Origin of the sequence: Serratia sp. X3 (genome assembly GCF_014982455.1) — a bacterium.
Lineage (GTDB): Bacteria > Pseudomonadota > Gammaproteobacteria > Enterobacterales > Enterobacteriaceae > Serratia > Serratia ureilytica.
Genome location: NZ_JADCNB010000001.1, coordinates 491628 through 506791, shown reverse-complemented (window position 1 = coordinate 506791; position 15164 = coordinate 491628). Strand labels below are relative to the sequence as shown.

Sequence of the window (15164 nt, the reverse complement as noted above, 5' to 3'; positions counted from 1 at the left end):
GTTTACCCCATATGTATCTGGCCGCCGTCGATCTTCAGCACCGCCGAAGACTTCAGGGAACCAATTTCACTGTTGATGACGAGGGATTGCCGCGCATCCTGAATGATGTGCTTCGCCAGCATCTCGTCGGTTTCCTCCACCCGCCGGCTCGCGTGCTTGCTGCGCACAAACAGGCGTTGAGAGATTTGGTGCAGCGTTTCGGCCACCCAACGGCTGCTGCGCGTCAGCAGCGTGAAGTGCGGGCTGCGCAGCGTCAGCCGCTTGCCGCCCTGCAGCTCGATCTCCGGCGCCACGATGCGCAAGTTGGCGCAGCGGCTGTCCAGCGTCATGACGGCGTTCGCCTGTTGCCGCGACAAGATCTCGGTGATGACCAACTTATCGCCGTCGGCGATGACGCAAACGCGATCGCCCGCCAGCGGCTGAACCAGACAGCTGGTGGCGACCGCCAGACAATGGGCGCGCATGCCGTCGACATACAGACTGCCGTTGGCGTCGGCCGCCAACGTCACCACCTTGCGCCCCCCTTGTTCGGGAAGCGGAGCGCTGCGCACCAACTGCAAAGGCGTCACCCTGGCGTTGGCATAGACCTTCTGATGCTCTCTTCTGGATTTATACATATCTGCTTACTCCTGTTGGCCGTTGATACGACGGTTGCCGCGGCCCCGGTTGTTGATGCGCATACCAGGCGTCGATCGCACTCAAGAACGGATCGGCGGTCAGCGGCACGTTTTCGGCGCGATGACGCTGCGCGCCATGCAGGCGAGCACTCTGTTGCTGAGCGGCGGTCAGCGGCTGTTCGATCAGGTTCGCTTCCCGCAGTTCGGCCTGCTCAAGATTGGCTAACGCCAGATCGCACGCCCTGAATTCCGCTTGCGGCAAGATGGCACGCCCCCAGTTGGCGCCGCCCATCGCGCATTCGCTGAACCGGGCCTTCTGCCCCTGCGCCAGGGTCAGCGTCGCGCGTTCGAAATCGCAGCGCAGCGCCTGCGCTTCAGCGAAGATCGCCGAGGTCAGATCGCTGTCGGCGAACGAACACCCCTCCAGCTCGCTGCGGTGAAAACTGGCGCCCTGCAGCTGTAGCTGCGCCAAAGTGCAGCCCGACAGGCGACAGGTGAACCAGATGCGCGCCTGCCCCGCGATCGTCTGCCAGCTGCACGTCTCCAGCCGGCAGCTCCCCATGATGTGGCGCTCGAGGGTCGACGCCTGCCACAGGCACTGCGTAAGTTGGCAGGCGTACCAGTTGGCGTCCTGTATCACGTCCTGGTGAAACATCAGGTTGGTCAGGGTGCTGGACTGCACCGCCAGATGCCCCAGGCTGCTGCGTTCAATTTCCGCGCCGTTGACCTCGCACCGGATCAAACCGCAGTCATCCAGCAGACAATCGCCGACGTAACACCCCTGCAGCGCGGTGTCGTTGCACGCCAAATTGCACAGCAGCCCCTGTTGCAGCGTCAGGTTGTCAAACCGGCATTCGTTGAACGACAGGCTCATCAGGCTGCCGCCGACCACGTTGACCTGCTGCAGGGTGCAGCCCTCAAAGCGCACCGCCCGCAAATCACAGCCTTCAAACGTGACGCGTTCGAAATGACAGTCGATGAAAAAGCAGTCGCTCAGCGTCAACCCTTTCAGCTCGCGATCGTGGAACCGGCGTTTCTTGAAGATCCTCGGCATGGGCGGCGTCTGCGCCACCGCCTGGGCGACCTCCAGTTCGATCGCCTCTCGGTCAGGCAGCGCCTGTTGAATCACGCGGCTTTCAGTTTTCATGCGCATAGTCCCCATGAATGATTCTGCGCGGCACCCAACACGCGCGCTCCAGCAGACAGCCGCTGAACCGCGTGCCGGCGTCCTGCCAGGTCATCGCCAGATGCGCCGCCGCCAGATTGCACTGGTCAAATTCCGCATCGCGCAGATCGGCGTTATAAAACAGGCCTTGCTGAGCGCTGCTGTTTTGCCAACGTGAGTGCGTCAACAGGCTGTCTTTAAACCGCACGCCGGCCAGATCGCAGCCGGCGATCGCGCAGGCCGTCAGATCGGCCTCGTCAAAGTTGCATTCAGTGAAAACGCTGTACAGCAGTTGGCACCTCTCCATGCGCGCCGCTTTCAATCCCACTTTGGTGAAACAGCTATCGCTGAACACGGCGTGGGAAAAGTTCGCCTGCATGCCCGCCGTCAGGCTCTCGACGCGGCAGCGTTCGAACCGCACGCCGCGCCAGTTGCCGCCAAGGAACGAGTTTTTGGTGAGCGTCATCTCCAGCGCAACCGCCTCTTCGGCGAGGCAGCGGTTAAACACGCACGCGTCCAGCTCGCCTTGCAGAAACTGCGCGCGGATCAGTGTCGCGCCATTAAACATGCCGTTGCCGATCGCCGCGTGTTCAAAGCGGCTCGCGGTGAAATCGCCCCGCTCGAAAACGCAGTTATCCAGCTTCACGTGGTCGGCGCGCAGGCCTTGCCCCTGAGGCTCCGCCAGCGTCACCCGCTCGAAGACCGCCTCTTGCCACACGCTTTCCGCCAGCAACGGCTTTTGCAGCGTGCACGAGATCAGGCGGATCTGGCGCAGCGACGCCTGCGTCAAATCGACCGCATCAAAAACGCAGTTTTCGAAGGTGCAGCCGTCGAGGGAAGCCTGCGAGAAATCGCAGCGCTCAAAGCGGCACTGCAGAAAATGCCGGCCCGACAGCGCCTCGCAGCGCAAACCGGTGAAAGTCTTCCCTTCCACGGTCGCGCTATCGGGGAAAAACGCGTCATTGCCATCTTCGGCAGGAAGATCCGGTAAATCGGGCAACGTCACGGAGGCGGGCTCCGCCGCCGCTTGTTGCTGGTGCAAGGCGATCGCCTCGCGAATGCGTTGATAGAACACGGCGGAATCGCCCAGAGAGGTGGGCGACGGATCGTAACGCAAATCGCTGGGGTGATCCGACACCGCCTGGATGACGTTCAACCCCATCTCCGCCGGCATCAGATCCGGATCGAACAGAAACTCAAAGGGCGAGGCGTCATCGTCGCTGCGCTTGCGGAATACCTGTTGGAAATAGTCGAACGAGCGCGGCGCATCGCAGCGATCCAACGCCAGCATGACGGACTCGATGGACTCGTCCAGCAGATGCGTCAACGGCGCATTGCCGGTGAAGATAAGCAAAGCGATGTCGCTGTCGGGCAGGAACCACAGCGTTTTGCGCTGCAGCTCGATTTCCTCGAGGCTGTCGCTATCGTGACGGCGGATGAACGCCCGTCCGCACACCGCCGGCAGCTCGCCGCGAATCGCCTCGCTTTGGGCGCCGACGCCCTGCAGCTCGAAGGGCACCCGATCCGGCCACGCCGCTTCCGGCAACCACTGCGCCGGCGGCGCCATCTGGAAATAACGCCGATCGATATTGGCCGGCAGCCCGGGGAATACCGTCTCGAGATAGGCTTTGCCGGCGATCTGGCCCGCCACCTTATCGATGTGCGCCTTGCGCAGCGCAAACTCGTGCGGCACCGGCGCCGGCGCCGCCAGCGGAGAGCGCTCCTGCGCGGTGCCCTCGGCGGACAGCGTCATCAGCAGCGGCCGCAGCCCGTCATTGCAGCCGCGGCCAAACGGGTTCTCCTTGTTGTCTTTGCCGCCCCAGGCGGAGGTGTGATCCAGCGGCACGCTGAGGAAGGGTTCCACCTCCATCGCGCCGCGCCGTCCCTCGCCCTCGACCCGCCAACGGCGCTTCAGCCCGCCGATGTCGGCGCTGACATTCAGCGTTTTCACCGGCTGACCGATACCGGCATGGCCGGCGATCAGGTATTCGGCGAACGGCTTCGGCTCGGCAACATCCAATATCGGCAGGCTGAGCGGCACGCGCTTCCACGCCTCCCAGATTTCGGCTTCGTTCACGAAGTGTTCAGGCCGGGACAGGTAGCATCCGGCCACGACGCTGATGCCGAGCCGGCTGTCTGTCCCGATCTGGTAACTTCCTTTAATCGCCACCAATTGCTGTGGCCGTATGATTCTCATTGCCGCGCCTCGTTAGTTTTTGCTTTGCATCCCGACTTTTTTCAAATCGACGCCGGTCTCGGACAGTGACGCGCCGGTATAGCTGATCGACACCCCTGTCGTGCTGGTGCTGCTGCCGGTATTGCTGACGCTGCTACCGGTATTGCTGACGCTGCTGCCGGTGCTGCTGACGCTGCTGCCGGTGGTGCCGACGCTGCTGCCGGTGGTGCTCACACTGCTGCCGGTGGTGCTGATGCTGCAGCCGGTGGTGCTGGTCGACGATCCGGTGGTGCTGATGCTGCAGCCGGTGGTGCTGGTCGACGATCCGGTGGTGCTGACGCTGACGCCGGTAAAGCTGGTGCTGCTGCCGGTCTGGCTGGTGCTGACCGTGGTGTAGCTGTTGCTTTCGCCGGTCATGCTGTTGCTGATGCTGGTGAAGGAGTTGCTTTCGCCGGTCATCGAGTTTGATACGCCGGTGCAGCTGGTGCTCTGCCCGGTGAACGAGGTGCTCAGCCCGGTGAACGAAGTGCTGACACCGGTAAATGACGTGCTCACGCCGGTGAACGAGGTGCTGACGCCGGTGAACGAGGTGCTCACGCCGGTGGCGGTGAGGCTGACGCCGGTCATCGACGCGCTGACGCCTTTAATCGAGGCGTCAAACCCGGTAATGCTGAAGACGTAATCCTTGTAAGAGACGTGGTTGGTGAACCAGTCGGTAAAGGTGCGGCGGATGATGTCAAACTTGTCCATTCCCACCTCGGTGGCCTGGTTGCGCTCCACCGTGGTTTGCAGATCGCGTTCGGCATGCAGCATGACGCGTTCGTTGTTGCGGTTGTCATCGAAGGTCAACTGGCTGGCATGCTGCGGCTTGCCGAAACGCAGCGAACGCGACACCATGCCCGAGTAGTTGATGTATTCAGGTAACTGATAAGGCGGCGGGTTGTCGCCGTTATACACAATCCCGGTCACCATCGGACGATCGAGATCGCCGTCGACATAGGTCACCAGCACTTCCTGGCCGACGCGCGGCATGGCGATCACGCCCCAGCCTTTCCCCGCCCAGGCCTGCACCACGCGGATCCAGCAAGAGCTGTCTTCCTCGGTGGTTTTGTAGCGATCCCAGTGGAAATGCACGCGGATGCGCGCAAATTTGTCGGTATGCACTTCGGAGTTGGGCGCGCCGACCACGGTGGCGCTCTGGATGCCCGGCATCTGCGGCTTTGGCGTTTCGCGCAGCGGGCGGAACGGCACGTCGTCGTTCAACGCATTGAAACGGCAGGTGACGTTGCGGCCGTCGCTGCTGCTGTCCGGGCCGTCTTGCACGAACACATAGTCGCAGCGAGTCAGCTTGAAACGGCGGTTGCGGTTGGCGTCCGGATGCAAAATCAAGGAGAAATCCTTGCCGGCCATCAGCCCGACGGCGTTGCTCTCGCCAAACAGCAGGTGACCATCGCTTTGCATTTCTTCCAGGCGCAGCCGCGCCAGGTTTTCACCGCGTTCGGTATCCACATAACCCGCCGCGTAGTCGTACCACTCCAACGGGGTGTTCTGCAGGCCGAGGCGGCTCTCTTCCACCTTGGTTTGCAGGTTCTTGCGCGGGTTCTGGAAGTCAAAGTCGCGCAGCACGATTTCATTCGGGCGCACTTTGCGTGAACGCTGGATGCGCTGGATCCCTTCGCGGATGGCGCGGTTTTCTTCGCTGTCCGGCATGAACGGCAACACGGCGTAACCGAAATCCAGATCGTCGAAATTCTGCCGGTCGGTGATCACCAGCGTGTGTTTATCCTCGGCGTGATCGAAGTAATACCAGATGCCTTCGTCTTCAAGCAGGCGGCTGATAAACGCGAAATCCGTTTCGGAAAACTGCACGCAATATTCACGCGTCGGATAAGTGCCTTGAATATCCAGACGGTAGTCGGCGAAACCGTAGCGCGAGAAGATTTGCTCGATGATGTCGAGCACGTTCAAATCCTGGAAAATGCGGCTGTTGCGGTTTTGCATCAAAAACCACAGCCAGGTGCTCAGCTCCAGCTTATAAACGAACTTATCCTGATGCTGCCCCGAATCGGAGGCGCCGATCACGTAAGCGTAAAACGGCCGCGCGCCGAAATCCGGCCTTTCTATTTGAATGCTGATCCCTTGACCCAGCAGAGATTCATAATCAACGTCCGCCTGTTCACATTCGAATTCGAGCGTATATTGCGAGTTGCTCGACAACCCTTCTTTGGTGGTGAAGCTGAGTGGAAACGCATTTAATTCGGCTAACACCGGGTTATCAATTTCGATTAAAGGCATAACAACCTCTCTGATCCGATATCGAACCCCGCCCCGCATTTGCGGGCCGGCGGCAAATTAAAAATCAGTCGAAATAAACACTTAAACTATCGTTCTCGACCATGAGTTGGATATTCTGCAGTTCCTGTCCCGTCCGTTTGCGCTGCAGCACTTCATTGCTGATGGGCGGCAAAATCGCCTGCTGCAGCAGCGACTCGACCGCTCTGCCGCGCGAAGGATGGGCGCTGATGCGTTTGGCTATCCAGCCTGGAATGTCGCCTTCCAGCACCAGCGACACGCCCACTTCTTTGTGCAAACGCTGTTGTAAACGCGAAATCTGTTTGGTGGCGATATGGGTTATCGCTTCGGTAGAAAGCGGCACGTAGGGAATGACGTTCATGCGCGCCAACAGCGCCGCCGGGAAGAAGCGCGCCAGCACGTCGTGCAGCATCGGCCGCAGCGCTTCGGTTTTCAGATCCGGCGTTTCCGCCAGCGTCGCTTCTATTTCGCCGGCGCCGATATTGCTCGTCATTAAAATGAAACACTGGCGGAAGCTGATCATGCGGCCCTCACCGTCTTCCATCACGCCCTTGTCGAAGACTTGATAAAACGCCTCGTGGATATCGGGATGCGCCTTGTCGAATTCGTCGAGCAAGACGATGGAATAAGGTTTGCGGCGCACCGCCTCCGTCAACTTGCCGCCCTTGCCGTAGCCGACATAGCCCGGCGGCGCCCCTTTCAGGGTGGAAACGGTATGCGATTCCTGAAACTCGCTCATATTGAAGACGATCAGGTTATGCGCGCCGCCGTACATCGCCTCCGCCAGCGCAAACGCGGTCTCCGTTTTGCCAACGCCGCTCGGGCCGGACAGCATGAAAACGCCCAATGGCCGATCGTGCGCCTGAATGCCGGCGCGGGAGATGCGCACCGCCTGCGCGATTTCATCGATCGCCGTCTGCTGGCCGAATATCTGGCGACTCAGCAGTTGATTGAGATTAAGCGCATTGTCCAGATCGCTTTGCAGCATGCGGCCGGTGGGGATGCCGGTCCAATCCGACAACACCTCCGCCACGACGCGATCATCCACCCACGGATACACCAACGGCAGGCCTCCGTCTTGCAAGGCTCCCAGCTCGGAGGCCAACTGCGGCAAGCGCTCCGGCGACTGCCGCTCCGCGTCGAGCAAGGTGGTGACCGCTTGTTGCTCCTGCGCCTGCCGCTGACGCAGCGCAGCCAGTTCGCCTTCCATGTCGCTGAGGGTCTGCTGCAATTCAGTGATGCGGGTAAGCGCCAGATCGTCGAATTTGCTTTCCTCCTGCAGGCCGTTCATTTCGGTGCGCTTCACCGCCAACCCGGCCTCGAGCGACTCGATTTTTTCAGGCAGCGCATGCTGGCTCAGCGCCACCCGCGCGCAGGCGGTGTCCAGCAAGCTGATGGCTTTGTCCGGCAGTTGCCGCGACGGCAGATGGCGCAGCGACAAATGCACCGCCGCCTGCAGCGCCGACTCGCGGATCTTGACGCTGTGGTGCTGCGCAAAATGCGGGGCGATGGCGCGCATCATGTTCACCGCATTCTCTTCGTCGGGTTCAGAAACCAACACGTACTGGAAACGGCGCGTCAGCGCGGCGTCCGGCTCGATGAACTGTTTGTATTCCGACCAGGTCGTCGCCGCCACCATGCGCAGCGCCCCCCTGGCCAGCATCGGTTTCAACAGGTTGACGGCGTCGCCGGTACCGGCCTGCCCGCCGGCGCCCACCAGCGTATGCGCCTCGTCGCAAAACAGGATCACCGGCACCGCCGAATGCGCGATGGCGTCGATCAGCGCTTTCAGGCGCGATTCGAATTCGCCCCTCATACTCGCCCCGGCCTGCATGCGCCCCAGATCCAAAGATAGCAGCCGGGCGCCCTGCAGCAGCGGCGGCACCTGCCCCTGGGCTATCTTGCAGGCCAGCGCTTCCGCCACCGCCGTTTTGCCGACCCCGGCTTCGCCCACCAAAATCGGGTTGTTCTGCCGGCGACGCAGCAAGATGTCGATCACCTGGCGCAGCTCCGCTTCGCGGCCAATCACCGGGTCGATTTCACCGTCGCGTGCCTGGCGGGTCAGATCGGCGCACCATTTATCGAGAATATCGACCGTCTCGGACGCCTCAGGCGCATCGCCGTGGGCGCTGTAGACCTCTTCTTCCTCTTCCTCATGCTCGACGGACTCCGCCAGAATCGCCGGATAATCGTCGAACAGTTGCGGGATCGGCAGTTTTTTGAACTCGTCGCTCAGCCGGTACAGGCTGCGCTGCAACGTGGGATCCTGCAGAATGCCGACCAGGATATGAATGGTGCGCACCCCGCCGGACGGCGTTTCGGCGAGCTGGCTCATCAGCAGCCCTCTTTCCACCACCGTTTCCAGTTGCGTCGACAGATCCACCACCGCATTCGTCCGGTTAGGCAAGGTATGAAGAATGCGATCCAACGCATCGCTGATGCGCTGACTGTTGATGGCGTAGTGCGCCAGGATCATCGGCAAGTCGCCGCGTTCCTTGTCCACCAGGACTTTCAGCCAGTGTTCCAGCTCCACGTATTCGTGCCTGAAGGTTCGGCACAGCTTGGTCGCTTCGACGAACGACTGATAGGCAAAGTGGCCCAATCGCGAAAAAAGACGTTCTCGTTGATACACCTTAAATTTCCTTATATTAAGTTGTTGATTGATAAACCAGCTGCCTAAACGTCCCTGTCTTAGGTTTCAGCCAGCTGTCTTTACTCAGCGACTTGCCGCCCAGCTGCGCCGCCATGCCCGGCTCCGTGGCAATCAGCAGGCTGACATCCAGCATCAGCTGATGGCTCGTAAAGTCATGACAGATGCTCACCAGCGCCTGCAGCCGCCGGCTGCCGCGCTGATACTGCTGATACTGCGGGGCCCCCAGCGGGCCGATCTGAATATGCGCGCCGTACTGGGCATCGAAAAAGCGGCTGCCGATGCGCGTGCTGCCCAACTTGCCCAGCTTTTGGCTGCCGCTTTGCTTGCCGTCGTCGATCCACTTGGCGTAGCGCGGCGTAATCGTGATGGGAACGGCGAAATAGGCCGCCAACATCTTGTTGAGCTGCCGCAGCGAGCGGCGACCGGGCAGATAAGTGCCGGGGTACGCCTCGCGCAGGCGCTGGATATGCGGGTTCACCGTCAGCGCCGTATCGACGCCCACCGTCTGGCGCAAATGGCGCAAGAACGGGTTTTTGTCATCGTCATGCTCATGGCCGATCATCGCCTTCAGCTGCGCCCAGGCCCGGTAGTGCAATACGGCGAAGCGCTGGCTGACGATGCCGACGAACTGCTGGAACGCCTGGTTGCGTCTGGCGATGACTTCGGTGCGCGCGTGCTCGGTCACATGGATCGGCAGCGGGCCGTAGGGGGCGAACATGCCGAAATGCCGCGCCTGGATCAGCACTTGCTTAGGGCGCTGCACGATAGAGGCGATTTCACGCGAAGCGAACGCCATATCCGCCGGCTGGGTAATGCAGAGCCTTTCGCGGCTGCGATCGTTGGAGACGCCGAGCCGCGGCGCATCCGGCTGCGCGCGTTCGATACGCCGCAGCAGCTCGAAAAAATCCTGTCGATTGGACAGCCCGCGGATTTCGGCCTGGCCCGCGCTTTCGCTTTGCGCCCCTGGCGTCGGCGCCTGTTCCAACGAGAGCGCCGTTTCACGCATCAACGACATATCAGCCATAGTAGAGCGCCCCCCAGTCGGCGTGGGTTTCCCCATCCAGCAACAGCTTCATGCTTAACGTTTGGTTCAGGTCGCCGTATTGGCTCAACGCGTGGTGCAATATTTTGCCGAACAGATAGGCGCCGTGGTCGGCATGATGGTTGGCACTTAAGTTGACGGCGATCTCGGCTCCGCGGATCCAGGCCAGCGGCCCCGGCCCCTGATTGCGTTCGAAGTGGTGCTCCACCCAGGCGTTTTTGATGCTGGCGATGCGCTTGCGCTGGCTGGAGTCATCCTGATGGCAGAACAACGACAGCCAGTCGCGCAACAGCGCTGAACAATCCTGAACGTCGGGGCGCGCATGGCGTAGAGGATTGGAGGCCAGCATCTGAATCGCCTGCCACGCCTGGCTGATGTTCGGTACCGCGACCGGGTTGCTCGGGTAGCGGACGATCTCCACCTGGTGGATCGGCATCGCCGTTTCCAGCTGGAAATGCGGCTGCTGAAGGTGCGCCGGCACCAGATGCCGTTCGCATACCAGCGCCTCGACGCTGAGCGACGTGATGTCGTCGATGTCGATGCCGCTTTTGCCCGGCGAGATGGCGATGAAGGTATCTTCGTTGGGCAGGTGCGGATTGTTGTACTTGGAGGGCGACGGCTCCCGGCGACGGTGCAACGTATAACCGGCCGGCTCCCGCTCGCAGTCGTACTGCACGTCGGCCTGCAGCGAAGAGAAAATCACCGGGTTGCCGTCGGGCAGCATGCCTTTCACTTGTTTTACGCTGTGTATCTCATACAGCGAGGTGTTCAAACGATCGACCACCAGCTGGTGCTCCGTGCGCTCGTCCGTCAGCAGCACCGGCGAGCAATGGCGGCGATACAGGTTGATGACCGGGGTCGCGAAAAGATGAAAATCCCTGGCGTTGACGCGACCGATCAGAGTGAGTGGGCGTTGCTCCAGCGCGAACAAGATCTCGAACTCGTGAACGCGTTCACATTGGCGCAGAAAATCCTGCACGCCATGCAGCTCCAGGCTGAAGAAGCGGCTTGGCGCGGCGAAGTATTCACGCATCAGCCGGTTGCCGGGCAGTTCCCCCACCACGGTGGGCAACAAGGCTTCTTCATCGCTGACGCCGCCCAGGCGCAAGCTGTCCGGCGGCAAGACTTTGACGATTGGCCGGTCGTCGCTTTTCGCCCATAGCACGATGCGCAAGGTGCGATTAAGCAACGCGGCCAGCAGTTGATTGGCCCGCACCGTATCTTCCGCCAGCGTCAGGTGCAACGGCTCGAGATCCAGCTCCGAGACGGGAAGCACGCCGTGCGTCGTCAGGCATATCCTGACGTAGGCCGAGCAATCCTGCATGTGTCGGGCGGCGCCGTCAGGCAAATGGTGCGGCGGCAAAATCTCGCATTCCGCCAGTGAAATCTCAACGGGCTGCACTTTAATATGCCGCGCCGTGGTGAACGTGGCGGGTTTGTTGTTCAGCGAGATATCGTTGAGGGTCATGCGGCTCCCGCGCGGCAGGTCAACCTGGCTGTGCCACTGGGGAAAAGAGAGATCGGGCTTAATCGCGACGGTGGCGATCGCGGGAACCGGCGTATACCACAGCGGCGCCAGGCGTGAGAGCATTTGCAGGGCAAATTCCGGCTGCTCATTGTTCAGCTTTTCCTGGATGCGGGTGCAAAGGAACGCGGAGCCCTCCAACAGACGCTCAACGAAAGGATCCAGCACGCCGTCGATATGCATGCCTAAATGCTGGGCGACCTGGGGATGAGAAGAGGCGAACTGACGACCGGCCTCGCGAAAATAACGCAGCTCATCATTATATAATTGGAGAAAGCGCTCACTGAACATAGTCACCCCTATTAATCAAATACGTGTACGGCGCCACAGGAATAATCAAGAGCGATGCGCAAATTAACCAGCATTTCGTCACCCGGTAATGAGCAGGTGCCATAAATATCGAATAAAATCGCCAGCACATACGATTGACGTTCATTCACTACAGGCACCACACGAATCGTTTTCGGATCCAGACGCGGCTCAAACGAAGTAATGATTCTTTGTATATGTCTCGCCAGCGTTAACGGATCGGTATTAATCGGTATGCGTTGGCTCAGCGACGGCAGGCCATAATTCAATACCGAACTTTCGCTGTGCGCATAATCATGAAGTTTCAAATCAGCGCTGCGCGATGCGTCATTCAGTAAAAATTCGATATCACGCACCAAAACACGCCGCCAATTATCGGCGCTGGCGCTTTGATGTCTCACGCTGAGCTTATCGAATAGCATGGGCAATGACGCTTTCATTTAACACCTCGCGATAAGGCTTATGTCTGCCCGCAATCGCTGCGGGCAGACAGCCTGCAATTAGTGTTGTGACATCAATGATCAGATACGGGCATTAAGCTTGAGGTCATACCCCGTCTTAATTACCGCACCCATGGAGCCATCATTGTTTTGCTCTTTGTACTCAACTTCGATACGTGCGAAATTCAGCTTGATAACGTCGGTTGGCAGCACGGTATCGATTTCAGTACCGATGGTGGAATTCAGCGGCATATTACCCACGGTCTTGAATGAAGAAACCAGGCAGTTGCTGAAGGTCACGGCAATGAAGTCTTGCTGACCCTGGCCTGATTTACGGCAAACAAGTTTTGCCTGAGGAATATGCTCGCCGGTGGCGCACATCAGGAACAGTTTCGGCGAAGCCTTGTTGCTCACCATGCGAAACTCAAAGTCTTTCATCTCGACTTTGCCTGAACCGCCGCCGCTCCCGAACCCCCAACGGCCGGCGTTTTCTTCCGCCCATTGCCAGGCTTGCAGCTGAATCCAGCCAGGGTAGGTTTGGTCGGGTGATTCACCATCAACACCCTCAATTTTCAAAAAATAGTCTACTAAAGCTTTCGTGCTCATTTTTTGTCTCCTTGACTGATAGGTCTACTTCGTTAATTGAAAAGTCTATTCAGATAAGTCGTTATATTGCCTACGCGATCATTGAAATAGCGACAATGAGAACCCATTAGCCATTAATAAATAGCAATAGCGTAAAAAACAGCGCCACTAAATTTCAATGAAATATCAATTCCCACCAACGCCATTTAATAATTAACGTCGACAATATCCAAACCAATGACCAGCCGTAACTTATCTGCTCCCATCTTTTTTGGCTGACGGAAGTTTTGATACAAGTCGCAAGGACACGGTCATGCCTTCCAACTGGTAATGCGGGCGCAAATAGAAATGCGCGCGGTAATAACCCGGATCGTCTTCCACATCCTCAACGCGCACCTCGGCGGCGGCTAATGGACGACGCGCCTTGGTCGCCTCGGTCGATACGGAAGGATCGCCATCGACGTAGTTCATCAGCCAGTCATTCAGCCACAGCTGCATATCGTCCCTGGACCGAAAAGAACCGATTTTGTCGCGCACGATGCATTTCAAATAGTGCGCGAATCGGCACGTGGCGAAAATATAAGGCAAGCGCGAAGACAGCTTGGCGTTGGCCGTCGCGTCGGGATCCTCGTATTTCGCCGGCGCGTGCATGGTGCAAGAACCGATAAAAGCGGCGAAATCGGAATGCTTGCGATAGACCAGGGGCAAGAACCCGGCGTCGGAAAGCTCTTGCTCGCGCCGATCGGAAATGGCCACTTCCGTCGGGCACGTCAGTTCATATCCGCCCTCATCGGATGGAAACGCGTAGGCGGGCAGTTCTTCCACCGAGCCGCCGGATTCGATGCCGCGAATCTTCGAACACCAGCCGTACTCATGGAACGCGCGGTTGATGTTGACGCCCATCGCATACGCCGAGTTGGCCCAGGAAAAATCATCATCCACATCCGGCCTGACGGACTCCTCGAAAGCGAACTCTTCGATCGGGTTGGTTTTCGCCCCATAAGGCAAACGCGACAGGAAACGCGGCATCGTCAACACCAGGTAACGCGAGTCGTTGCTTTCGCGCAGGCGGCGCCAGGACGCATATTCCGGCGTGGTGAAAATCTTGCCGATATCCCGCGGGTTGCCCAGTTCGTTCCACTTGCTCATCTGCAGCAGCGACGGCGACGCGGCGGAAATGAACGGACAGTGCGACGCCGCGGAAATTTTCGCCAACTCGGTCAGCAGCGTGACGCTCATCGGGCTGTGATCGAATTCAAAATCGCCGATGATGCAACCGAACGGCTCGCCGCCGAACTGACCATATTCCTGTTCGTAAATCTGTTTGAACACCGGGCTTTGATCCCAGGCGGAGCCCCGATAGCGGCGCAAATTGCGCGTCAGCTCATCCTGACTGATGTTCAACACCCGGATCTTGAGCGTTTCGCTGACGTTGGTGTTATCGACCAGATAACTCAGACCTTGCCAGGCGGACTCCAGCTTCTGGAACTCCTTGTGGTGCAAGATATTGTTCATCTGTTGCGAAAGCTGTTCGTCGATCTGGGCAATCAACGATTCAATGGTCAATACAACATCCTGACTGACCTTGACCTTGCCTTTATTGGCATATTCGGACAGCGTGCCGATAGCCCGACGAACCGCTTCCGAAGCCTCGTTCGTTCTGGGCCGGAATGAACGCTTGAGCAAACCGTCAAGCTCATTTTCCGTTTCCTGCGTTTCAACTTCAGCGACTGCCGTAGCCTGCTGCTTAGCCGAATAGCGTCGTTGCCTCGCTCTCATTCCTCATCTCCTTTATTGCCGGAATCCTGCACATCCTGTTCCGCATCCGCGACCGTTTTACGCGCATCCGTCACCAAACGATGCAGAAAATCGGGTTTCTCCAGCAGATTCTTCACCACTTCTTCCGCGCTGGATTTACCATCCATATAGGTGATCAGCTCCGTGAGATGCTCCCGGGCTTCAAGCAGGCGTTGCATCTGCGGAACCCGTTTGGCGATGGCGCCAGGCGTGAAGTCATCCATCGATTCAAACTCCAATTCCACGTCCAGCAACGCATCGTCTTCGCTCAGGGTGTTCTCTACGTAAAATTGCAGACGAGGCTTGATGGCGCGCATGCGATCGTTGAAGTTGTCCTGATCAAAGGTCAGGAATTTCCGCTCTTCGATCGGCAGCAAAGGCTTTTTCCGATGCCCAGAGAGATCGGACATGACCCCCGTAACAAAGGGCAACTCCACTTTCTTTTGTGAACCGTAAAGCTCTACGTCATATTCAATTTGCACGCGCGGCGCGTTATTTTTACCGATAAATTTCTGAGAGCTTGAGTCCTTAGCCATTGGAAA

Annotated in this window: 11 protein-coding genes; all 11 read right to left on the bottom strand. The window is 59.0% G+C overall.

Features of this window, described 5'->3' with window-relative positions; all coding sequences use genetic code 11:
• Window positions 1-2 precede the first annotated feature (2 nt).
• Window positions 3-617, bottom strand: a complete 615-nt coding sequence (locus IMX17_RS02420; RefSeq protein WP_193549299.1) for a DUF3540 domain-containing protein — start codon at window positions 615-617, stop codon at window positions 3-5.
• A complete protein-coding gene (locus tag IMX17_RS02415; RefSeq protein ID WP_227414449.1) occupies window positions 610-1764 on the bottom strand; it encodes a pentapeptide repeat-containing protein in 1155 nt (384 codons plus the stop codon). The genes IMX17_RS02420 and IMX17_RS02415 overlap by 8 nt, the downstream gene beginning before the upstream one ends.
• Window positions 1754-3979: a DUF2169 domain-containing protein gene (locus IMX17_RS02410; RefSeq protein WP_182264220.1), complete on the bottom strand. Its 2226-nt coding sequence runs from the start codon at window positions 3977-3979 to the stop codon at window positions 1754-1756. The genes IMX17_RS02415 and IMX17_RS02410 overlap by 11 nt, the downstream gene beginning before the upstream one ends.
• A 12-nt stretch (window positions 3980-3991) precedes the next feature.
• Window positions 3992-6253, bottom strand: a complete 2262-nt coding sequence (gene vgrG, locus IMX17_RS02405; RefSeq protein WP_004935351.1) for a type VI secretion system tip protein VgrG — start codon at window positions 6251-6253, stop codon at window positions 3992-3994.
• A gap of 64 nt (window positions 6254-6317) precedes the next feature.
• Window positions 6318-8903, bottom strand: coding sequence for a type VI secretion system ATPase TssH (gene tssH, locus IMX17_RS02400; protein ID WP_046896500.1), 2586 nt, complete (start codon window positions 8901-8903; stop codon window positions 6318-6320).
• Between the two features lie 16 nt (window positions 8904-8919).
• On the bottom strand, window positions 8920-9948 hold the full coding sequence (gene tssG, locus IMX17_RS02395) for a type VI secretion system baseplate subunit TssG (protein WP_004935359.1): 1029 nt from the start codon (window positions 9946-9948) through the stop codon (window positions 8920-8922).
• A complete protein-coding gene (tssF, locus tag IMX17_RS02390; RefSeq protein WP_004935363.1) occupies window positions 9941-11782 on the bottom strand; it encodes a type VI secretion system baseplate subunit TssF in 1842 nt (613 codons plus the stop codon). The genes tssG and tssF overlap by 8 nt, the downstream gene beginning before the upstream one ends.
• Before the next feature lie 11 nt (window positions 11783-11793).
• A complete protein-coding gene (locus IMX17_RS02385; protein ID WP_015378391.1) occupies window positions 11794-12240 on the bottom strand; it encodes a type VI secretion system baseplate subunit TssE in 447 nt (148 codons plus the stop codon).
• Window positions 12241-12321: 81 nt separating this feature from the next.
• Complete coding sequence (locus IMX17_RS02380; RefSeq protein ID WP_004935369.1) at window positions 12322-12846, bottom strand: Hcp family type VI secretion system effector; 525 nt, start codon at window positions 12844-12846, stop codon at window positions 12322-12324.
• A 231-nt stretch (window positions 12847-13077) separates the two neighbouring features.
• Window positions 13078-14604 carry a type VI secretion system contractile sheath large subunit gene (tssC, locus tag IMX17_RS02375; RefSeq protein ID WP_033643662.1) on the bottom strand — a complete coding sequence of 509 codons (1527 nt, stop codon included), beginning with the start codon at window positions 14602-14604 and terminating at the stop codon, window positions 13078-13080.
• Window positions 14601-15158, bottom strand: a complete 558-nt coding sequence (tssB, locus tag IMX17_RS02370; protein WP_033643663.1) for a type VI secretion system contractile sheath small subunit — start codon at window positions 15156-15158, stop codon at window positions 14601-14603. The genes tssC and tssB overlap by 4 nt, the downstream gene beginning before the upstream one ends.
• Window positions 15159-15164: the final 6 nt, after the last annotated feature.

Excerpts from the sequence above, each read along its gene's own strand:
- IMX17_RS02415 (WP_227414449.1), bottom strand. The coding sequence starts at position 1,764 with ATGAAAACTGAAAGCCGCGTGATTCAACAGGCGCTGCCTGACCGAGAG.
- IMX17_RS02420 (WP_193549299.1), bottom strand. The coding sequence starts at position 617 with ATGTATAAATCCAGAAGAGAGCATCAGAAGGTCTATGCCAACGCCAGG.
- IMX17_RS02385 (WP_015378391.1), bottom strand. The coding sequence starts at position 12,240 with ATGAAAGCGTCATTGCCCATGCTATTCGATAAGCTCAGCGTGAGACAT.
- tssG (WP_004935359.1), bottom strand. The coding sequence starts at position 9,948 with ATGGCTGATATGTCGTTGATGCGTGAAACGGCGCTCTCGTTGGAACAG.
- tssB (WP_033643663.1), bottom strand. The coding sequence starts at position 15,158 with ATGGCTAAGGACTCAAGCTCTCAGAAATTTATCGGTAAAAATAACGCG.
- vgrG (WP_004935351.1), bottom strand. The coding sequence starts at position 6,253 with ATGCCTTTAATCGAAATTGATAACCCGGTGTTAGCCGAATTAAATGCG.
- IMX17_RS02410 (WP_182264220.1), bottom strand. The coding sequence starts at position 3,979 with ATGAGAATCATACGGCCACAGCAATTGGTGGCGATTAAAGGAAGTTAC.
- tssC (WP_033643662.1), bottom strand. The coding sequence starts at position 14,604 with ATGAGAGCGAGGCAACGACGCTATTCGGCTAAGCAGCAGGCTACGGCA.
- tssF (WP_004935363.1), bottom strand. The coding sequence starts at position 11,782 with ATGTTCAGTGAGCGCTTTCTCCAATTATATAATGATGAGCTGCGTTAT.
- IMX17_RS02380 (WP_004935369.1), bottom strand. The coding sequence starts at position 12,846 with ATGAGCACGAAAGCTTTAGTAGACTATTTTTTGAAAATTGAGGGTGTT.